Source organism: Chitinophaga rupis, from assembly GCF_900109685.1.
In the GTDB taxonomy this organism is placed as follows: Bacteria; Bacteroidota; Bacteroidia; order Chitinophagales; family Chitinophagaceae; genus Chitinophaga; species Chitinophaga rupis.
The window spans coordinates 158,082-182,265 of record NZ_FOBB01000006.1 but is presented as its reverse complement, the minus strand read 5'-3'; the positions used below and the strand labels follow the sequence as shown (position 1 = coordinate 182,265).

Here is a 24,184-nt window from a genome sequence, read left to right as displayed (position 1 = left end):
AAAATGAAAAAGGATATAGCAATTATCGGGATGTCCGGCCGGTTCCCGAAGTCAGGTAATATTGAAACCTTCTGGAACAACCTGTTGGCGGAAAAGGAACTGATCCATTTTTTCACCGACCGGGAGCTGGAAGAAAAAGGTATGGATCAGAAAAAGCGCGAGCGGGCCAATTACGTAAAAGTATCGTCTTTTGTAACCGGCACAGATGAATTTGACTATCCCCTGTTTAAATATACGATCCATGAGGCCCGGGTAATGAACCCGCAAACCAGGATGATGCATCAGCTGGTATGGGAAGCTTTGGAAGATGCTGCCTGTAACGTGGAATTGTATAATAAAAAAGTGGGCATTTTTTTAGGGGCCAATAAAGACCTGGGCTGGAGCTTTCACTCCACGGTAACCAAAACCGAACATGTGGATGACCTGACTAAGCGCAAAATGGCCAACCCCAATTTTATGGCCTCTCTGATCTCGTACAAACTAAACTTTAAAGGTCCCTGTTATTTTATAGATACAGCCTGTTCTACCTCCCTGAGCACCGCGCACCTGGCCTGCAGAAGCTTGTTGTTAAATGAATGTGGCGTGGCAGTGGTAGGCGGTATCCGCCTGCTGTCTGAGGAAGATACCGGGTATATTTACCAGGAAGGCACCATCATGTCAAAAGATGGGCATAACAGGAGTTTTGACAGCAATTCTTCCGGTACGGTGCCCTGCGATGGCGCAGGTGTAGTGATCTTAAAGCGCGTAGAAGATGCGATAAAAGACAACGACCATATTTATGCCGTTATCCGCGGATCGGCTATGAATAATGATGGGAATGATAAAGCCGGGTATACCATGCCCAGTGTGAACGGGCAGGCAGAATGTATACGCCTGGCGCATAAAATTGCAGGAGTAACACCCGCAGAGATCAGCTATGTGGAAACGCATGGCACCGGTACCCGCATTGGCGATCCCATTGAAATTGAGGCTTTGAACAAAGCGTTCAATAACGACCGGTTGCATAAATGTGCCATTGGTACCATAAAATCCAACATGGGGCATGCAGATGAAGCAGCCGGTATTGCCGGGTTAATTAAAACCACGCTGGCCCTGAAACACCGCATGCTGCCTGCCAGCCTGCATTATCAATCACCCAACATAACCATCCCTTTTAGCGAAGGGCCGTTTTATGTAAATAAAGCCACCACTGAATGGCAGCCTGTTAACAATGCACCCCTGGTTGCAGGTGTAAGCTCTTTGGGCATAGGCGGCACAAACGTGCATATGGTACTGCAGGAAGCGCCGGAAGCCCGTAAAGGCAAGGCCAGGAAGGGACATCAGCTTATCCGCTATTCCGCCAATACAGCAGCGGCCCTGGAACGGTACGAAGCTAAGTTGTTACATTTCCTGCAACAAAAAAAAGACATTAGCCTTGCAGATGTAGCCTACACTTTACAAACGGGCCGTAAACATTTTGATTACGGCAGGTACATCATTGCAAAAGATAATGAGGAGCTGGTAACCACCCTGCAGGCGGGGAAAATAAAGACCTATACGGTAAAACCCAAAAGCAGGATCGTGTTCATGTTCTCCGGCCAGGGCAGCCAGTATGTGAATATGGGAAAACACCTGTATGAAGAACATGCGCTGTTCAGGGAGATCATGGATAACGGTTTTGCCCGCCTGCAGGAGCTGAAGGGTATTGATTATAAAAAGGTGCTGTTTACTGAGGGGGAGGAGATCAATGAAACTTTTTACACACAGCCTGTATTGTTCCTGTTTGAATATGCATTGGCGCAATTGCTCATGAGTTTTGGAATACACCCCAGTCATATGATAGGGCATAGCCTGGGCGAATATGTAGCAGCCACTATCAGCGGCGTGTTCTCCCTGGACGATGCTTTGAAAGTAGTAAGCGCCCGGGCAGCATTAATGGCCGGTGTGGCAGCAGGTGATATGATCAGTGTAGGCACGTCCCTGCAAAAAATAAGCAAAACATTGATCAACGGCACTGCCATTGCAGCGGTGAACGCCCATGATTCTTTTGTATTGTCAGGCACCCGGCAGGAGATGACCTCCATAAAAGAGCAGCTGATCGCCGAAGAAATTTCTTTTATAGCATTAAAAACATCCCATGCCTTTCACTCCGGAATGATGGAAGTGATCATTGATGATTTTGAAAAGGTATTAAACAGCATTCAGCTGAATAAACCGGTTATCCCGGTTATCTCTAACCTTACCGGTGAGGTGCTTACAGCGGAGCAGGCCACTTCACCTGCCTATTGGTCCGGTCATATCCTTGGTACCGTGCAGTTTGAAAAGGGGATCAAACAACTGATAGCCATGGACCATACGCTGTTTATTGAGGTAGGGCCGGGAAGAACGTTGGCCACCTTCTTCAAAAAATCCCAAAACCCTGCTTTGGAGAATGCGGTGCTTACCACAATCAAACATCCTAAAGAGCAGGTGGAGGATGATTGGTTCCTGGCCAATTTCCTGGGCAACCTGGGCATGCACGGTATAACCGTGAACTGGGATAATTATTATGGAGCGCAGCTGCCTAGCAAACGCTCCATACCCACATATGCATTTGAACCTTACAAAGTACCGGCTAAAGTAAGCATAGAGGAAGCATTGCTGAACAAGGAAGCCGCTAACCGCAGCAGCCGGCAGATAAGGGATGCTTTTTACCTGCCTTCCTGGAAACAGCAACCAGTGAAACCTGCTACGGATGCAACTTTTGCAGCCAAAGAAAATTACCTGGTATTAAGTGATGGATCGGCCTTTTGTGAACAGCTGATCAGCAAAGTAAAAGCAGGTAATAAAAAGGTAGTGGAAGTAAGGAAAGGGGATGTGGATCATGAGGACCTGGCAATACATTTAAAAACCTTGCAGCAGGTTGCGGATGTTATTGTATATGCCTGGGACCTGGATAATGAACACACAAACCACCATGCTTATAACGCGGCATTTAATAACCTGTTGCAGCTTGTAAATGGCCTTGAATTGATGGAAACAGCAGATCCTAAAAAGATCATCTTCCTGAGTAACAGGAATTACGCAGTTACCGGCGCAGAGCACATCCGCACATTCAATCAGCATGCCGCCACCTTGTTAAACGTGCTTGCACAGGAGCGTGCGCACGTTTACGCCACCGTAATAGATCTTGACCTGGATCATTATTCAATAGATGCTATAACAGGCGAGTTTGAAGATGCAGCAAAATACAGCCAGGTAGCCTTCCGCAACAACAGGCGTTGGGCGCCTTATTATGAACCCCTGCCGGTAACGGATGAAAGGAAGCCGTTTATAAAACAGCAGGGAACCTACCTGGTAACCGGGCACCTGGATGATATTGAATACACGCTGGCCGCTCATTTATTAACGGAGTACAGGGCAAACGTGATCATACTTTCACCGGAACCGCAGCACCAGAAAGGAGCGCAGTTGTATGAAAAGCTGGCAGCGCTTCCCGGAAAAATTGTTTTTGTACATGCGGAAATAACTGCAGCAAACATTGAAAAGCTGGTAACGCAGTACGGTCCTATAAACGGCGTCATTCATACTGCAAAGCACACCAGTGCAGGGGCCATTGCTTTTGCCAATGATATTACTGCAGAAACTATTGAACAGCATTTTGCCCCCAGGGTGAACGGGCTGCTGCAGATTGACAGCTTTTTTAAGAACCGGCCCGTGGATTTTATCACCGTTATTTCCAGCCTGTCATCTTTCCTGGGCGGTATTTCCTACGGTGCCTATGCAGCCGCCGCTACGTTAATGGATAACCTGGCGCTGCATGCACGGCAAACGAAAACAAAGTGGTCAGTTATAAATATAGACCGTGTACATAAGGAAGAGCCGTGGATACAGGAGCAGGAGCTCATTGCTGTTCTTTACGGTTCTTTCCTGTACACCGGCGCAGAACAGATCATTGTTTCCAAAAGGGATATCCACAACCTGCAGGCCGCCCCTGTACAGGAAAGCGCGAAAACCGGCATCAGCGTGGAAATGAACAGGAACCAGCTACGATCTTCCTACAAGGCCCCGGAAAATGAAACGGAAACGCGCCTGGTTAATTTGTTCGGAGAGCTGTTTGGTATGCAGGGTATTGGAATGGAAGATGATTTTTTTGAGCTGGGCGGCGATTCGCTGAAAGCAGTAGTGTTGATTAACCGGCTGAAAAAGGAAATGGGCATAGAGATCACCATTGCAGAAATGTTTGCTAACAAAACCGCATACGACCTGTCCTTACTGGTAACTGAAAAGAAATGGTTAGGAGAGGCAAAGCACCGCGTGAATGAACTCATAATTTAAATTTTTATGGAGATAAAGGAACTGTTAAAAGAACTCAGAGAAAACGAGGTATCTCTTTCACTGGATGGAGAGAACCTGCGTTTAAAATTTGATCACCAGGAGCTGCCCGGCGAGCTGGTAGGTAAAATAAAAGCTGCTAAGAATGCCATCATCAGCTATTTAAAAGAAAACAGCACTACGGCCGATGTGAAGGCGGCCATTATGCCTGTTCCTTTGTCAGATGAAGGTTACGTGCTTTCCTCATCACAGCAGCGCCTGTGGGTATTAAGCCAGTTTGAGGATGGATTGGCAGCCTACAACATTACTCACCAGGTTGAGCTGAACGGGCAGTATGATATAACACTTTTTAAAAGAGCGGTGTTTGCAGTGCTGGAGCGGCATGAGATACTGCGCACTGCTTTTAAAAAGAACAGTGAGGGAGAAACCAGGCAATGGGTAGTGCCCATGCAGCAGCTGGACTTTACCATACACTACCAGGATCTTAGCGGGGAAGCAGATCCCCTGCAGGCCGCCAATGATTATGTAAAAGCAGATACAGACCAGCCGTTTGACCTGGAAAAGGCGCCCCTCTTAAGAGCGGCCCTGCTGCAGGTAGCACCCGGCCGGTATGTGTTCCATTACAACATACATCACATTATAGGGGATGGCTGGTCCATGGGTGTGCTGGCCAATGATGTAATGGCGTATTACCAGGCCTTTTTATCGGATACCAACGCAGCGCTTGCGCCGCTAACCATACAATATAAAGACTTTGCCGCCTGGCAGCTGAAAGAGCTGACCAGTGCAGAAAATACTAAGCACAAAGAGTTCTGGTTAACTGTTTTGTCGGGTGAGCTGCCGGTAACAGACCTGCCATCCAACCTGGTAAGGCCCGCGGTAAGAACGCAGCAGGGGCATACGCTGGAAACCTATCTTTCCAAAACGCTTACCAGCCAGCTGAAAGCATTCACCAAAGCACAGGAAGGCAGTTTGTTCATCACCTTACTGGCTTTATGGGAAGTATTGATATACCGCTACACCGGGCAGGAGGAGCTGATAACCGGTTCGCCGGTAGCCGGCAGGAACCATGCAGACCTGGAAAACCAGATCGGCTGTTTTGTGAACACGGTTGTATTCAGAGACCAGGTAGCGCCCAATGATAGTTTCCTGGCACATTTTAACCGGGTTAAAAGGAATGCGCTGCAGGCCTATGCGCATCAAACGTATCCGTTTGATCAGCTGCTGGATGATCTGAACCCTAAACGTTATGTGAACCGCAATGCTATTTTTGATATGATGGTGGTATTGCAAAACACCGGCAAAAAGCGGGAGGACAGTGGCGCGGATATAAACACCGATGCAGTCTATGACAAAGGTGCGCACCTGGCCAAGCTGGACCTGGAAGTGAACTTTGCAGAAGCAGGCAGCTACCTTTCCTTCAACGTTAACTTTAATACAGATGTGTATGAGCGGGAGATGGTAACATCATTAATGAAGCATTTTAAACAGCTGGCATCTGCCATCATGGCTAATCCGGAAGCAGGTATCCAAACTTTTGAGCTGCTGGCGGCAAATGAAAAGGTGCGTATTTTAGAGGAGTTCAATCTTACTGATACGGTGTTTGAACCATGCAGCACAGTGGTAGCGCTGTTTGCCGCACAGGCAGCCCGGAACCCGGATAACACAGCGGTGATATTTGAGGGCACAACGCTTACCTATAAACAGCTGGATGACCTGTCCACACAGTTCTCCCGGTATCTGACAGACCGTTATAAAATTACCCGCAATGACCTGGCAGGTATTAAACAATACCGCAGTGAATGGATGATCATCACCATTCTGGCCATACTGAAAGCTGGTGGGGCGTACCTTCCCATAGACCCGGCGTACCCACAGGAGCGGCTGGAATATATAAGGACCGACAGCGCCTATAAGGTATGTATTGATGAGACAGTGCTGGAAGATTTTAAAGCCCTGCAGGAAAATTATGAAACTACACCGGTAGATGCAGCCATTCTGCCGGCAGATTATGCTTATGCTATTTACACCTCCGGCTCAACGGGGCAGCCCAAAGGCGTGCTCAATCATCATGCAGGCCTTACCAACCGGTTGTTGTGGATGAAAACCTATTTAAGCGTATCTCCGGAAGCAGTGATCCTGCAAAAAACACCCTACACTTTTGATGTTTCCGTATGGGAGCTGCTGTTGCCCCTTATCTGCGGTGCAAAACTGGTATTTGCCATACCCGATGGGCATAAGGATCCGTATTATTTGCAAAACCTGATCAAAGAGCAGCAGGTGACCATTGCCCATTTTGTGCCTTCTATGTTAAAGGTGTTCTTAAACAATGTGGATAGTGCAGCAATAACCAGCCTGCAACAGGTGATCTGTAGCGGGGAGGTTTTGCCCGCAAAAGTGGTAAGTGAATTTAAAACCAAAATGAACAGCCGGATCTATAACCTGTACGGCCCCACGGAAGCCGCTATTGATGTAACAGCCATTGACCTTACCCATTATGATACGGAGCTGAATGGTGTGCCCATTGGCTATCCTGTTTCCAACACCGGCATTTACCTTGTGAACGATGCGATGATGTTACAGCCGGTGGGCGTTCCCGGTGAGCTGCTGATAGGCGGCGTACAGGTAGCCCACGGTTATTTAAATAAACCGGAGCTGACCGCAGCCAAGTTCATTGAGAACCCATTCCGGAAAAATGACCGCTTATACCGCACCGGTGATATTGCCAAATGGAACAGCGATGGCAGCATCACCTTTCTGGGAAGAAGGGATAACCAGGTAAAGATACGCGGCCACAGGATTGAGCTGGGGGAAGTAACCACTCAATTACTGCAGCACCCGGAAATTAAAGAAGCCGTGGTTTGCGCAAGAAAAAATGCGGAACAGGATCAGGAGCTGGCGGCATACATCGTATCGCCTGTTACGCAAAATGCATCGGACCTGCGCAGGTTCCTGGCAGCCCGGGTACCGGAGTATGAGCTGCCGGCTTATTTTATACAGCTGGCAGCCCTGCCGCTGAGCGCCAATGGTAAAATAGATGAAAAGGCATTACCCGCCCCGGAAACACAAACCTTAACCGCCAGCACCGCATATGTAGCGCCCCGCAATGAAACGGAGGAAAAGCTGATCGGCATCTTTGCCCGTGAGCTGGGACGGCAGCCCCAGGAAATAGGTATTAACGATAACTTTTTTGACCTGGGCGCCAATTCTATAAAGCTGATCAAGATCCTGAACGAGATCAGGGCGGAGATGAATGTAGATATAAAACCCGTTTTCCTGTTCCAGTATGCCAACATTAATGACCTCGTAAAAAATGTGTTTACGGAAACGGCTAAAGAACATGAGCAGGAAAATGTCTTATTGTCAGAAGAGATTGACGATATGATAGACCTGATGGAAGAGTAGGCCGTCATTTGTTTTAACCCCATTATCTGTTTCTAATGAATAACACGGACACCAGGAAGGTGGAAAGAAAAAAAGATATTGCCATTGTAGGATTATCCGGCCGGTTCCCGCAGTCAGCGGACCTGGCAGCGTTCTGGAAAAACCTGTTGGCAGGTAAGGAGCTGATCCGCCTGTACCAACCGGAGGAGCTAAAGGCATTGGGTGTGGATGAAAAGGTGATCCGGCATCCCAACTATATCCCCGTTACTTCTTTGCTGGACCACCCGGAAAGTTTTGACTATAACTTTTTCGGTTATACGAAAGCTGAAGCTGATGTAATGGACCCGCAAACGCGGTTGATGCATGAGCAGGTATGGTGGGCGCTGGAAGATGCCGGCTGTAACCCGGATGAATACAAGGGTAAGATCGGGTTATATTTATCTGCCTCAGACAACATGAACTGGCGGGCGTATACGGTGCTCAATCCTGATCACCAGGTAGGTTTGTTTATGACCACCCGGCTGGCAGATAAAGCATTTATCAGTACCCTGGTAGCTTACAACCTGGACCTGAGAGGCCCCGGTATTTATACGGATACGGCCTGTTCCAGCTCTTTAACCTCCATTCACCTGGCCTGCAGAAGTTTGCTCATGAAAGAATGTTCCATGGCGCTGGCCGGGGCAGTTACGGTTAATACCACCAACGATAAAGGGTATTGGCATGAAGAAGGGATGATCTTTTCAAAGGATGGGCATTGCAGAACTTTTGACAAAGATGCATCCGGCACCATTTTCGGAGATGGCGTAGCCGTAATAGTATTAAAAAGGCTGGAAGATGCTATTACAGATAAGGATCACATTTACGCCGTAATAAGAGCTACTGCCGTAAATAACGATGGTAAGCGGAAAGTAGGTTACACCGCACCCAGTGTGAACGGGCAGGCGGAATGTATAAGCATGGCGCATAAGATTGCCGGTGTGGATCCCACCTCCGTTACTTATGTGGAAACACACGGAACGGCCACCAAGCTGGGCGATCCTATTGAAATAGAGGCATTGAACAAAGCTTTTAATTATAATACAGCCCACCGCTGTGCCATTGGCTCCGTAAAATCGAACCTGGGCCACCTGGATGCAGCAGCAGGTGTGGTGGCCGTTATAAAAACCGCGCTGTCATTAAAACACCGGGTACTGCCTCCTTCTATTAACTACCACGTTCCCAATCCGGAGATCAATTTTGCATCCGGGCCTTTTTATGTGAATGATAAGCTGCAACCGTGGCAGCGTATAAATGATCAGGTGTTAAGGGCCGGTGTAAGCAGCTTTGGCATTGGCGGCACCAATGCGCACGCTATACTGGAAGAAGCGCCTGTAAGGGAAAGCACACCCTCTGCGAAAGCGCAGCTGCTGGTATTTTCCGCCAAAACAATTACCGCGCTCAATAACTATAAACAGCAGCTAAAGGATTTTATAAAGGAGAACGGCGCCCCCGTTTTGCAGGAGCTGGCCTACACCCTGCAAATGGGCCGCAAACATTTTAAACACAGGGATTTCCTGGTATGTGAGGAAGATACGGACCTGCACGCGGCATTAACAGATTTGAAACCAGCCACCGGCAGCCGTACCGTTGCAAAAAATATTGTTTTCATGTTTTCCGGCGCCGGCAGTCAGTACTTTAAAATGGCCCAACAGTTATATGAACAGGAGCGCTATTTTAAAAGGCTGATGGATGAAGGTTTTGAATTATTGGAACGTAAAACCGGCCGCGATTTTAAAAAGATCATGGGGTATACGGACGATGCAGCTACCGGTAAAACACTCATCAATACCGCGCTGTATATGCCGGTGCTCTTTTTAGTGGAGTATGCCCTGGCCCGGCTGCTAATGCGTATGGGCATACAGCCCGGTTACATGATAGGGCATAGTTTGGGGGAATATGTGGCAGCCTGTTTAAGTGGCGTATTTTCTTTTGAAGATGGGTTGAGCATTGTGATGAAAAGGGCAGAACTGTCTGAAACACTGGAAGAAGGCCGTATGGTGAGCGTGGAATTATCAGCAGAACAGGTAAGGCCCTACCTCACAGAAAACTTATCCATTGCAGCCATTAATACTCCTGACTCCTGTGTGGTCTCAGGCCCGCTTGCAGACATAAAGGACCTTACAGGCGTACTAACGTTGCATAACATCCCTTTCACGGAGCTGAAAGTTACGGTAGCCGCCCACTCAGCTATGTTTGATGCAATACTGGACGACTACCGGGAAGCATTTAAGCGTATTCCCCTTTCAGCGCCGGTATTACCGTTTATTTCAAACCTGAGCGGTAAGGAGATCACGGCCGCAGAAGCCACCTCAGTGGAGTATTGGGTAAGGCATTTAAGGCATACGGTTAATTTTTTAAACGGCATTCATTGCCTGCTGGAAAAAGGAAGCGCCAATTATATTGAGATCGGGTCCGGCGGAATCTTAACCTCTTTCCTAAAGATGCATCCGCTTTTTCAAACAAACAGCCTGGGTATAAATGTATTAAGGCATCCTAAGGAAGCAGTGAACGACTATGCGTTTTACCTGCATGCATTGGGTAAATTATGGAAGAACGAAGTGCCGGTGGACTGGGATGTTTTTAATGACCACGAAAAATATAATAAGATATCCATACCCGGTTATGCCTTTGATAAAACCAATTTGAGGGTAAGGATAGACACCTTTAAGCAGGTAACCAGTGGCGGGGCGGTTTTTAGCGCCGGCAACCCAGGCGCTGCAGAAAATAAAACCCCGGAGGAGGCTCCTGCCGGTTCCGCAGCTTATGATGTGAATGAGAACTACGTTGCGCCGGAAACTGCAATGGAAGCAGCATTATGCGAATTATGGCAATCTTTTCTGCCATCCGGCAAAATAGGCATTGAAGATAATTTTTTTGACCTGGGCGGCAACTCACTTAAAGCAATGACCATGCTCAGAAGGATTGAGCAGCAATATAACGTGCAGGTGGATCTCAAAGACCTGTATGCCCGGCCTACCATAAAACTGCTGGCGGAAGAAATTAACATTGCCACCCTGCTCAAATCACAAAAACCTAAAAAAGAGACGAGAAGCTTAAAAATATAACTTGTCATGAATATTAGTCAGTTACTGGTTGAACTAAACCATCACGATATATCTGTTTCTTTAGACGGCGACGACCTGCTGATAGGCTTTGAAGGAGACGAAATAGCGGAAACGCTGGTAAACAGGATCCGGGAGAACAAGAGTGAGCTGATAGCCTATCTTAAAAGATATGCTGCACAGGGATCCTTCGCGGAAATAACGCCGGTACCGGTGCAGGAAAGTTACCCCATGTCTTTTTCCCAAAGAAGATTATGGATACTGAGCCAATACCCGGAAATGTCCAGGGCCTATGTGATCCCCAATCATGTAGACATGACTGATGACCTGGATATAACACTGTTCAAAAAAGCTGTGGACGCGGTAATAACACGCCATGAAATTTTACGCACTGTTTTCAGGGAAAATGCAGGCGGCGAAGTAAGGCAGTGGATCTTGCCATTGGACGAGCTTGGCTTTGAGATCACGTTGGTAGATCTCAGTGAACAGGAGGATGCGGTAGCGCAAGCCGGTGAATATATGGAGGAAGACAGCTTCCGGTTATTTGACCTGGAAAACGGGCCCCTGTTCAGGGCCAGCCTCATTAAGCTGTCGGATAAGCAGTACCGGTTCTTTTATGTAATGCACCACATTATCAGCGATGGCTGGTCGCTGGATGTGTTGGCAAAAGACGTATTTGCCTACTATCATGCATACACGAATAATACCAGCCCTGTTATATCCCCGCTCCGTATTCAGTACAAAGATTATGCAAACTGGCAGGGCTTACAGCTAACCGCCGGTAAAGTGAATGATGACAGGAATTACTGGCTGGCGCAATTTAAAGACGGCATACCGGTAATAGAGCTGCCCAGCGAACAAACCCGCCCTGCTATTAAAACCAATAATGGGATCTTACTGGAAACCTGGTTGTCAAAAGAAACCACGCAAAAGCTCAGGGCCTATACACAAAAACAGGAAGGCAGCTTATTTATTACGCTGTTAAGCTTATGGAATGTGCTTTTATACAGGTATACGGGTCAGCAGGAAATGGTAGTGGGTACAGCGGTTGCAGGGCGTGAACATGCTTACCTGGAAGACCAGATCGGTTTTTATGTGAACACGCTGGCGCTTAAAAATACCCTGGCGCCAAAAGAAACGTTTACAGATAACTATACGAAAGTAAAAGCCAATACGCTGGCAGCCCTCTCACACCAAACCTTTCCGTTTGACCTGCTGGTGGAGGAGCTGCAGCTTATGCGCGACAGCAGCCGGAGCCCGCTGTTTGATGTAATGCTTACGTTTCAAAGCGCAGGCGCCAATCCTATAGAGCTGAACAACGAAATGGTGAACGGCATTCATTACAGGGGCCGGCGCAATGCAAAATTTGACATAGAGATAAATGCGCTGGAAGTTGGCGCCTATGTACAGCTCATCGTAAATTATAATACGGATGTATATAACCCGGAGATCATCAGGCAAATGATGCAGCACTTTAAACAGCTGGCAGCTGTGGTGCTTGATGATCCGGACCAGCACATTGATACCTGCAACTTTCTTTCAGTGCCTGAGCGCAATGAACTATTGTATGCGTTTAATGATACAAAAGCAGATTACCCATCTGACAAAACCATCATTGAGCTGTTTGAAGCGCAGGCAGCCCAATACCCCGACCGGGTGGCGGTTGTAGCGGAAGCAGGCAGCCTTACTTACCGGCAGCTGAATGAAAAGGCGAACCAGCTGGGGCACTTTTTACGGCAGCATTATGATATGGCAGCCGATGACCTGGTGGGTATTGAATTACCCCGCGGGCTGAACCTGGTAACAGCCATTTTTGGCGTATTAAAGGCCGGTGCCGCCTATGTGCCCATTGATCCTAATAACCCGGAGGACCGTAAATCATACATTAAAAAAGACGCTGCCTGTAAATGCATTATTGACCCGGACTTTATGGCCGGGTTTGAACCGTGTGCAGACCAGTATCCTGTACAGAACCCCGGGAAAATAAATAATGCAAAGAGCCTGGTATATGTGATCTATACCTCCGGGTCTACCGGCCATCCCAAAGGGGTAATGATAGCGCACCATGCTTTGGTGAACCGCCTGGTATGGATGCAAAAGGCTTACGCGCTGGGTAAAGCAGATGTGATCTTACAGAAAACAACCTACTCATTCGATGTATCTGTATGGGAATTGTTATGGTGGGGTTTGTACGGCGCACAGGTATATTTGTTAGCGCCGGAAGCGGAAAAAGTGCCGTCAAAGATTGTACAAAGCATTGAGGATGGTGAAGTAACGGTTATGCACTTTGTACCCTCCATGTTATTGCCTTTTTTGCACTACATCAAACAGTTTCCGGAAGAAAAAGCAAAGCTGCTTAGCCTGAAACAGGTATTTACCAGCGGGGAAGCATTATCAAAAGACCACAGCACCCTGTTCCGCGAACAATTGCCCTGGGTAGCGCTCATGAACCTGTATGGCCCCACAGAAGCCAGTATAGATGTAACGTATTACGATTGTGCAGCACCCCGTGCAGATAACATAATACCGATAGGTAAGCCCATTGATAATACAAAAATGTATGTGCTGGATGAGCAGCTGCAGCTGGTACCTATTGGCGTGAAAGGTAAATTATATATTGGCGGCGAAGGCCTGGCCAGGGGGTATGTGAATAATGAAACCCTTACCGCCAAAAAATTCATCACCAATCCTTTTGAACCGGGTCAGCTGATCTACGATACCGGCGATGTAGCCCAATGGCTCAAAGACGGGAACATTAATTTCCTGGGGCGGATAGATGACCAGGTGAAAATAAGAGGTTTCCGCATTGAGCTGGAAGAGATAGCTTACCATTTAAGGGAAAAGGAAGATATAGCAGCAGCCGTGGTACTGGTGAGAGAAACCATAACCGGGCAAAAAGAGCTGGTAGCTTTTGTGGTTTCAGACAAAGAGCAGGACGTAGCTGCACTCAGAATGCACCTGGCAGCTAAAGTGCCACATTATATGGTGCCCGCGGGTTTTGTGCAGGTTGATAAAATACCGCTGAATGCAAGCGGCAAAACAGATAAACGTAAGCTGCTGGCTTCCGCTCAGCCGGACCTTTCCAATAAGATAGCATATTCAGCGCCTGTAACAGACCAGGAAAAAATACTGGTGCAGGTATGTGAGATCGTTTTGAACAAAGAAAGAATAAGCGTTAAAGATAATTTTTACAACCTGGGCGGCGATTCTATCAAATCCATACAGATCGTATCCCGGTTAAAACAGCTGGGCTATACCCTTAAGGTAGAAGCCGTGTTGCAAACCCCCGTGCTGGAAACACTGGCCAGTCAGCTGGTGGTAAATGCAACGGAGCAGGCAGTTAACAGTACAGCACTATTTTTCCCGGGACTAACGGCAGAAAGTTTAAACGCTGTTAAAGCAGATGAGAATATTACAGCGGTATATGAGCTGTCGCCTTTGCAGCAGGGTATTTATTTTCACTGGTTAACCAGCAGCTCCCCATCGCTGTATACAGGGCAGATCGCTTACCGGGTACAGCTGAATACGATAACACTGCATGCCATACAGGAAGCTTACCAGCAGCTCATAAACCGGCATGCTGTTTTACGCACCAGCTTTGTACACCACCTGGCAGATATTCCTTTACAGCTGGTAAGAAGGAATGTAACCGCAAACTTTCATTACGACAGCTTACCCGCCTTCCTGGAAGAAAGGGATGTGGAGCCTTATATTAAACAGTACAAATTAAAAGACAGGGAAACAGGTTTTGATCTTGCAGCGCATTCACTCATGCGCTTAAAGGTGCTGGACCTGGGCGCCAACCGGTATGAATTTGTATGGAGCCATCATCATATTTTAATGGACGGCTGGTGTATGGGTATCTTAATCCGGGATTTTAACCGGTTATTAAACGGGGAGAGCCTTCCAGAACCCAAACCCTATCTGGATTATATACATTGGTTAAGAAGCATTAATACCAGTCTTTCCCTGGATCACTGGAAACAATACCTGGAAGATTATACCAGCGTTGCCACCATTCCCTTTTTAAAACCTCAGCAGCAGGAGTATAAAGAAGAAAAAAGGTCCGTTACCATTAAGGGCGCACTGTTTAATAAGCTAAAGGCGCTCTGTAATAAGTTAGCCATTACGCAAAACACGTTCTTACAAGCTGCCTGGGGATTTTTATTGTCCAGGTACAATAATACCAACGACGTGGTTTTTGGCGCTGTAGTGTCCGGGAGGCCTGCGGAGCTGGATGGCATAGAAAATATGGTAGGCCTTTTCATTAACACCATACCCGTACGCATAAAATATGAAGAAGACTGCACACCGGTAAAGCTGTTAACAGCAACACAACAGGCAGGTATTAGCAGCACCGCCCACCATTACCTGAACCTGGCTAAAGTGCAGGCACAAAGCGAGCTGGGAGCCAACCTGCTGAACCACATTGTTGTTTTCCAGAACTTTCCCATTGAGCAAATGGTAAAAGAAGCAGCGGTTACAACAGACCAGCTACAGGTAGAAACAGTGGAGTTTGTACAGCAAACCAATTATGATTTTAACCTGCTGGTATTCCCAGGTGAAGCCGCTTTGCAGGTAGACTTTATGTTTAATGCCGGCAAGTACGATGCCACAGCCATAACATCGCTTGCCGCACATTTGCACAGCATTATTGAGCAATTTGTAACAGCAGAGGACCAGCCGCTGAGCCGGATTAATTTTCTGCCGGCGGCAGACCGTGCGCTGATCTTTGAAAAATTTAATGCAACAGAAGTGGCCTATGAACCGGGTAAAACGGTGCTGGACCTTTTCAGGGAGCGGGTACAGGAGCAGCCGGAGCTTACCGCTGTTGCTTATGAAAATGCGCACCTGACGTACCGGGAGCTGGACCTGGTTACCAGCCGGCTCGCCGGCTATTTACAACAGCATTACAGCATACAGCCCAATGACCTGGTAGGTATACAGCTGGAACGCGGATTAAATATGCTCATAGCCATACTGGGCATTTTAAAATGTGGCGGCGCTTATGTGCCTGTAGATACGGAATACCCGGCAGAGCGTGTAAAATATATAGCGGCAGATAGTAGCTATAAAGTTTGCATAGATGCCATTTTCATGGAAACCTTTCAGCAGAAAGAACAAACGCCGTTCACGGAAGTGAACATACCTGCATCTACCCTGGCTTATGCCATTTATACCTCAGGCTCCACCGGTAATCCAAAGGGTGTATTAAATGATCATGCAGGCCTGTACAACCGGCTGTTATGGATGCGTGACGATCTGGGAATTAATGCCGCAGACATTATTTTACAGAAAACGCCTTATACATTCGATGTATCCGTATGGGAGCTGGTAATGCCTGCCATTACCGGTTGTAAGCTGGTATTTGCCAAACCGGGCGGCCATAAAGATCCCTTATACCTGCAGGAGCTGATAGCCGCTGAAAAAACTACCATCCTGCACTTTGTGCCTTCCATGCTGGCTATTTTCCTGGAAGGCCTGGATGCGGATAAATGTAAAACCCTGAAACACGTGGTATGCAGCGGCGAAGCATTACCGGCTGCTACGGTAGAGGCATTTAAGACGCAGCTGCCCTGGGTACGCATACATAACCTGTACGGCCCTACGGAGGCTGCTATAGATGTTACCAGCATTGAGCTTACAAAAGTGGATACACGAACCTGCGGGGTAACTATTGGCAAACCGGTTGCCAATACCAGGATATTTATTGTAGATAAACACCTGCAGCCACAGCCGGTAGGCGTGCCCGGCGAGCTGCTGATCGAAGGCGTGCAGGTGGCACGCGGTTATATCAATCAACGGGAATTAACGGAGCAGAAATTTATTACCAGCCCTTTTAATGCCAACTACCGCGCCTACCGCACCGGCGACCTGGCCAGATGGCTGCCCAACGGGGAAATAGCCTATATGGGCAGAATAGACCACCAGGTGAAGATACGTGGTAACCGTGTAGAACCGGGAGAAATAGAAATCTGCATCACGGGATCTGGTTATGTGGAACATGCCGCGGTGCTGGTAAGGGGAGAAGGGACCCCGCACAAATACCTGGCAGCCTATGTAATACCCAAAGCTGGTTATAACCAGGAGCTGTTATACCAATACCTGAAAAACCAGCTGCCGGAATATATGATCCCCGGCCGTGTAGTGGAGCTGGAAGAATTTCCATTAACCAGCAGCGGAAAGCTGAACAGGCGGGCCTTACCTGACCCGGGCGACAGTGACTTAGCGGCCACAACTTACGAGGGGCCCCGCAATGAAATAGAAAGCGCGCTGGCAAACATATGGGAAGAAGTGCTGAACCTGGAACGGGTTGGTATACACGATAATTTTTTCCGCATAGGCGGGGACTCCATCCTTTCTATCCGTTTGATCAGTAAGATCAACAAACAATTCAATGTGGGATTAACCATCGGGCAGTTATATGAATGCAGCACCATTACCGGTTTAAGCGAAGTAATTAATAACAACCTGGGTATTTCGGCAGCCAGGCAAAAACTAAAAGATGAAACAATCGCCAGGGTTGCGCAATTAAAGGAAAAGGTATTGGAGGTTATCCCGGACGCCGCATCAATAGAAGATATTTACCCCATGAGCGATATTCAGCGGGGAATGGTAATACTCTCTACATTGAATCCTGGTTCCGGTATGTACCATGACCAGTTTATTTTTCAGATACCGGCTGTGCGGCCGGACCTGTTTGAGCAGGCCTTTTCAAAGCTGGTATGGAAGCACCCGGCATTAAGAACCCGGTTTGATCTGTCAACGTATGGTGAAGATATACAGATCGTAGACAAACAGATAGCGGTTAACATCGGTTATCACAACATACAGGCATCAGCAACAGCTGCACAGGAAGAGCATATCAGGAATTATATGTTACAGGAACGCAAACGCCCGTTTAATATGGGGGAAGCGCCTATGTGGCGGGCAGACCTTTTCAGCATTTCCCCTGAAACAGATGTATTCCTGTTCCAGTTCTACCACGCTATACTGGATGGCTGGAGCGTAGCTTCCCTGAATACGGAGCTATCTCATATCTATCAGCAGCTGGCTGATAACACGCAGCTTTTTCACATAGAAAAATTAAGATCCACATACCGGGATGCGATCCTGGGTGAGTTATATGAAAAAAACGATCCGGAAACCATTCACTTCTGGAAAAATGAGCTGGCAGATTATAAGCGGTTAGACCTCTTTAAAAATGCACCGGTTATGCAAAGTTATACCGGCGTATACCCCGCACACTTTATTAACAGCCTTCGTGAAAGGTGCCGGCAGGAAGGAATTTCCATGAAAACGGCTTTTTATGGCGCCCTGGTATATGTGTTTAAAATGCTGAGTTATGAGGAGGACTTTGTAATAGGCATGGTAACCAATAACCGCCCGGTTGTGGAAGATGGCGATAAGATCTTAGGCTGTTTCCTGAATACGATACCGGTGCGCAACCGCCTGGAAAATACGCACCGGCTATCGTGGAGGGCATATTTTAAACGCATGGAGCAGCAGCTCACCGGTTTAAGGACCAAAGAGCGCATGACGTTATATGAAATTTCAAAGATCACGAATGAAAGGGACGCCGGCAGATCGCCATTTTTTGATGTGCTGTTCAATTATGTGGACTTTCATGTTTATAATGAATTGGGCGCCATCCATACACCTGCAGCCGGCGAAGTGCCCGCACAACGCCTGAACGTAGCATCATTTGAAGCCACCAATACTTTCCTGGATATAGATGTTATTGCCAGCGGGGAAACCATCCGGTTAATTTACGGCCTGCGTTACCTGCTGAAAATAGATGTGCCCATAGATACCCTGCATACGTATGTGAACCAGGTATTGACCGCTTTTGTAATACAGGCGGCAGAAAAAATTAACGATACCAACCTGCTGCCGGCAGCGGAACAGGAAAAGATCCTGAAACACTTCAGCGCTACGGAGACCCGTAATAACGCAGATAAAACCATCCTGCAGCTGTTCAGCGAAAGCGCCGGCAAAAACCCGGACAAAGCCGCTTTAATTGAGCACGAACAGGCGCTAAGCTACCGTGAAATGGATGGCTGCATTAACCAGCTGGCCGGCTATCTGGTGAATGACCGGAACATAGCAAAAGGCGACCTGGTGGGCATTGAAATGGAACCCGGCGCCTGGACCATCATTGCCATGCTGGCAGTCATGAAGGCCGGCGGGGTATATGTACCGGTAAATCCCCGGTATCCTGAAAAACACAAAACATTTATTTATGAGGACAGTAAATGTAAAATAGTTTTAAATGATACGCTAATAGCCGGTTTCAAAGAGATCAGGGAGCATTACAGCAGCACGTTCACAGCAGTGGCATGCAGCCTCAATGACCTGGCTTATATCATTTACACCTCCGGTTCTACCGGTAATCCCAAGGGCGTACAAATAAGGCATCTGTCACTGGCAGATTATGCTATCACCTTTTCAGCCTATTTTCAGCTAACCCCGGCAGATAGTATTGTACAACAGGCCAGTATTTCTTTTGATACGTCTGTAGAAGAAATTTTCCCGGTACTCATTAGCGGCGGCACATTGGTGTTATTCCAGGGCAAAAATGATATTGACCAGCTGCTGCAGCTTTGCGAGGACCATAAAATATCTATCCTGAGCACCAACCCTTTTGTGCTGCAGCATTTGAATAATGTATATCACAAATATGCCTTTAACTTCCGCGTGCTCATTAGCGGGGGCGATGCTTTGAAGCCCGGTTATATAGATAACATCTGGACCACCGTACCCGTTTATAACACCTACGGCCCTACGGAAAGTACGGTATGTGCCACCTATCATAAGGTAACAGCATTAGAAGATTCCATACCCATTGGTAAGCCCATTCCCAACAGGCACATTCACCTGCTGTACCCGGGAACGGAGCAGTTAACTCCCATTGGCGCGGTAGGGGAAATATGCCTTTCCGGCAAGGGCATTGCTGCCGGGTACCTTAACCGGCCGGAACTCAGCGCCGTAAAATTTGTACCGAACCCCTACCTGGATGGCGCCACTATGTTCTGCACCGGCGACCTGGGAAGATGGTTGCCCGATGGCAGCATAGAATTTATTGGCCGTAAAGATGACCAGGTGAAGATAAGAGGCTACCGCATAGAATTAGGGGAAATAGAAACAGCCCTTTCAGGAACAGGCCTGGTGCAGGATGCCATTGTGCTTGTAAAAGGCATGGAGGAGGAAAACAAACGCCTGGTAGCATATATAATACCCGGCGCAGGTTATACGCAGGAAAAGCTGTTGGGTTATCTGGCGCAGGTTTTACCGGAGCATATGATCCCGGGCGTAATAATGGAAATGGACCATTTTGCACTTACACTAAATGGTAAACCGGACAAAAAAGCCTTGCCCGAACCAGATGCGCTGCAGTTCCTGCAGGACATTGAACCACCCCGCAACAAAACGGAAGAAAAGCTGGTGCACATTTGGTGTGCGTTACTAAACAGGGAGCAGGTAGGCGTTACCACCAGCTTCTTCCAGTTAGGCGGTACTTCGTTAACTATTATCCGGCTTCGCCAAAAGATAGAAGAAGAAATAGGGGTCTCCGTAAATATCGTTGACCTGTTTAACCATACCACCATCCGGGACTTTGCAGCCACCATCAGCCAGGAAAGAACAGCAGGTATGGAAAGCAGCAACCTGACGCCCGCCACACTTAAATTCTAAAAACATTTTCAACTCAGTTTAAAATATACAATATGAATAAGTCCATTGCAGTTATTGGTATCTCATTTGAACTGCCCCAGATCAGGAGCTGGTCAGACCTGACCGCTTCTTTAGAGAACAAGCACACGTTTGTAAGTGAATTACCCGCTAACAGGAAAAAAGATATCCAGGACAGGTTTGGCCCCGTGGCCATTGCCAAAGCCGGCTACCTGGATCATATCGATCTGTTTGACCCTGTGGCTTTTGGTCTTACCAAACGCGAAGCATTTAAGATGTTTCCCGAACACCGGTATTTTTTACTGCACGCCTTAAGAGCATTTTATGACGCAGGTTATACCCGGGAAGATCTGAAAGGCAGCAACACCGGCCTTTTTTATACCAGCCCTAATTCCCACTATACTTATTTTATGGATGATGGTGTTGACGATACCGAGCTTACTCCCGGCATTGAAGGCACGCGGCTGGCCAGCTTCCTGGACCTGAGAGGGCCGGTAATGTCAATAAACACCACCTGCTCATCATCACTAACAGCGTTGCATAACGCCTGCTTAAACCTGCAGAGCGGAGAAGCTGATATGGCACTGGCAGGCGGCATACGTTTCAGCACGCCCACTAAGCATACCCAGAAAAAAACGGTAGTAATGTCGGACAAAGGGGAATGCAAACCCTTTGATGCAGCAGCAGACGGCATTATGAACGGTGAAGGAGCTATTTGTATCGTATTAAAACGTTTGGAGGATGCAGAAAGGGATCATGATCCCATTTACGGCATTATTGAAGGCAGCGCCATGAACCACGGTGGCGCCAGGATACCCAGCCTTACCGCCCCCAGCTCCGAAGCGCAAAAAGAGGTGATCATAAAAGCCTGGGAATATGCAAAGGTGAACCCCGCTGAAATTAAATTTATAGAAGCGCACGGCACCGGCACCATACTGGGCGACCCTATTGAGTTTAAGGCTGTTACCGATGCATTTAAAGAAAAAGGGATCACCGGTACCATTTGCGGCATCAGCTCCTTTAAAGGGCAGGTAGGTCACCTGGATACCCTCAGCGGCCTGGCCGGCCTGGTACGTTTGCTGGCAGCCTTAAATACAGGCATGCTGCCGGTACAACCCAACTTTACGGCCATTAATGAACATATTAACGAACGTAACAGCAATGTGCGCATTCAACGGGAGTATGAACCCTGGCCGCTTGTGAATGGTATTCGCAGGGGAGGGGTAAGCAGCTTTGGATTAACCGGCACCAATGTGCATGTGGTAGTTGCATACAAAGAGAACCCGGTTAGCACACAGGACCAGGATACCTTTAAATTCCTGCAGCTCAGTGAGCAAACGAAAGACCGGCTTGAAAAACAGAAAAAAGAGATCGTTCAATTCCTGGAAAATAACTCAGCCGCCAACCTGGACGCCTTCGCGCAAAAGATCAACCGGCTTTACACGCCCGGCAAGTACAGCGAAGGTTTTGTTTTTACTGATGCTAAAGTGTTGCTGGAACAGCTGCAATCATCCGCAACAGCCGCAGATAAAGCTGCAGCCTTTTTATTAATGGACCTGGATATTTTAAATTATGACCGGAACCTTATTAAGAACATACTGCAGGAAAATGTACTTATAAAAGATAGCTGGAACTTGGAGATAGGCGCAAAGTATGTACCGGAGCAGATACAGGACCAGCACCTGTTAAATGTGCTGTTCCAGTATGTACTGTATAAATACATGCTGTCCGTTTTGGGAAATAAAGTACAGGTAATTGCACGCAAAGGAGAAGGCACGCTGCAGGCATTATTGAATAAGGAGCTGCAGCCGGAAGATCTTATAAAGGATCCCGGATTGATCAGGATCAACCAGACCCCTTTTAATAAACAGGGTTTTGAAGAGTACGTGTTTAAGAACTATGATCAGCAGAAAGTGGTGATCATCCATTTCTCCAATGATATTCAGTTCCCGGAACAAAAGCAGGTAGTGAGCATACCGGGCAGGTTTGATGCAAAAGCGCGTTTTCAATTCTATAAAGAATTACTGATCATTAATAAACATCCGCTTAAAACGCAGAATGTGCCGGTTTATGTACACGGCCTGCAGTTTCCGTTGTATGAATTAAACCGCTTCTGGCCGGAAAATGTGCGTAAGATCGAAGCAGGCAAACACTTGCTGGAAGATGCAGATGCAGCCAAGGAGGTGAAACAGGAAAACACGATCAGCCTGGAAGAAGTAACCGCAGGTATTAAAGCAATATGGCAGCAGATCCTGGAAATGCAGGAAGATATTTCCCCGGCCGATGATTTCTTTGTACTGGGCGGCGATTCATTATCCGGCCTGGATATGTTATCAGCACTGGACAAAAAATTCGGGGGCGCTCATATCCGGTATGAGGAGATGTTTGGTGTTTCTACACTGGGAAAACTGGCTGAAACCTTACATGCCAGGATCTCCCGGAAAGATAAAGATATGGTAGCTGCACAACCGGACACCTTGGTGATACAGGACGATGATGCAGAAGTAAGAAGCGCCCGTTACCAGGACCTGCTGAATACCATCCAGCAATCACCCCTGCCCCGTAAGATCACGTATAACGATGTGCTGGTAACCGGGGCCACCGGTTTCCTGGGCTCTTACCTGGTGAAAAGATTACTTGATACAACGGATACAAATATTATTTGCCTGGTAAGGGGCGATAATGAGCAGGAGGCACATGACCGGTTCTGGGACATTTATAGGAAAGACTTTAACATTGCTAAGCACAACCGCATCAGGGTGATCTGCGGGGATCTGCTGGAGAAGAACATCTTTCAGGATAAAGAAGCAGAAAAGATATTGGAGAACGTGGATATGGTATACCATGTTGCAGGTACCGCCACCTTTGTAGGCAGCCCCAATCTCGAAGATCATATAAACTACAAAGGCACCCGCCATATATTTGACTGGGCGGCAGCCAATAAGGTGAAATATTTTAACCACATTTCCACCATCGGTGTTATAGGCGGCCGCATGCCCAAACACATCCGGGCGTTTTATGAAACCGATCTGAATGTAGGGCAGGATACTACCAACTTTGTACATTCAGGCACTAAGCTGCTGGCCGAAGAATATATAAGGCAGCGCCAGACGCCCGCCATGAAAGTAAATGTGTACCGCATTCCCAACATCGGTGGCAGGTTTTCCGATGGTTTTGCCCATTTTAATATGCAGCGGAACCTGATGTATATTAAGCTGCGCATGTTATTCGAGATCGGTCATTATTCCGATGCTTTCCTGGATTACAACTCGCAGCTGGCCATTGTTCCGGTGGATGTGCTGGCTCATTACATCTGCAGCCTGTCTTTTTACGAACACCCGTTGCTGGATACTTTTCACCTGGCAGAAGTGAGGGGCTTTATTGTACATGAAATCATGGAAACTTTTAATAAAAATGGCTTATTTTTAACGAAACTGGGAAATGAGGAGTTCCTGGAATACGCCGAAAAGTGGCAGCAGACCACAGATGGGTTCCAGGCAAGTTTGATCAGATACGGAACCTTTAATAAACCCGATAAAACCGAAAACTTTAAGATTATAATAGACGCCACCAATCTGACCTTAAAGAAAATAGACGCCTATTTAGCATACGACCGGAGAGAATACCTCGATAATATAGTACGATTCTGTATTCAGGAGGGATTCCTAAGCACCAACAGGCTTAGTTTGTTAACGAATGAAAATGTTTAACCAAAA

Annotated in this window: 5 protein-coding genes; all 5 read left to right on the top strand. The window is 47.4% G+C overall.

Annotated features, from left to right (window positions below; genetic code table 11):
* Positions 1–3: 3 nt before the first annotated feature.
* From BMZ54_RS22040 to BMZ54_RS22020, 5 genes are read left to right on the top strand one after another with little or no spacing between them, the layout of a single operon-like run.
* Complete coding sequence (locus tag BMZ54_RS22040; RefSeq protein ID WP_089917449.1) at positions 4–4,296, top strand: type I polyketide synthase; 4,293 nt, start codon at positions 4–6, stop codon at positions 4,294–4,296.
* Between the two features lie 6 nt (positions 4,297–4,302).
* Complete coding sequence (locus BMZ54_RS22035) at positions 4,303–7,698, top strand: non-ribosomal peptide synthetase (RefSeq protein WP_089917447.1); 3,396 nt, start codon at positions 4,303–4,305, stop codon at positions 7,696–7,698.
* A gap of 35 nt (positions 7,699–7,733) precedes the next feature.
* On the top strand, positions 7,734–10,781 hold the full coding sequence (locus BMZ54_RS22030) for a type I polyketide synthase (protein ID WP_089917445.1): 3,048 nt from the start codon (positions 7,734–7,736) through the stop codon (positions 10,779–10,781).
* A 6-nt stretch (positions 10,782–10,787) separates the two neighbouring features.
* The gene (locus BMZ54_RS22025) at positions 10,788–20,471 is read left to right on the top strand and encodes a non-ribosomal peptide synthetase (protein WP_089917443.1); all 9,684 of its coding nucleotides are present in this window, start codon (positions 10,788–10,790) and stop codon (positions 20,469–20,471) included.
* A 32-nt stretch (positions 20,472–20,503) separates the two neighbouring features.
* Positions 20,504–24,178 carry a beta-ketoacyl synthase N-terminal-like domain-containing protein gene (locus BMZ54_RS22020; RefSeq protein ID WP_089917440.1) on the top strand — a complete coding sequence of 1,225 codons (3,675 nt, stop codon included), beginning with the start codon at positions 20,504–20,506 and terminating at the stop codon, positions 24,176–24,178.
* Positions 24,179–24,184 lie beyond the last annotated feature (6 nt).

Coding starts and splice junctions, on each gene's coding strand:
- BMZ54_RS22040 (WP_089917449.1), top strand. CDS start 4: ATGAAAAAGGATATAGCAATTATCGGGATGTCCGGCCGGTTCCCGAAG.
- BMZ54_RS22035 (WP_089917447.1), top strand. CDS start 4,303: ATGGAGATAAAGGAACTGTTAAAAGAACTCAGAGAAAACGAGGTATCT.
- BMZ54_RS22030 (WP_089917445.1), top strand. CDS start 7,734: ATGAATAACACGGACACCAGGAAGGTGGAAAGAAAAAAAGATATTGCC.
- BMZ54_RS22025 (WP_089917443.1), top strand. CDS start 10,788: ATGAATATTAGTCAGTTACTGGTTGAACTAAACCATCACGATATATCT.
- BMZ54_RS22020 (WP_089917440.1), top strand. CDS start 20,504: ATGAATAAGTCCATTGCAGTTATTGGTATCTCATTTGAACTGCCCCAG.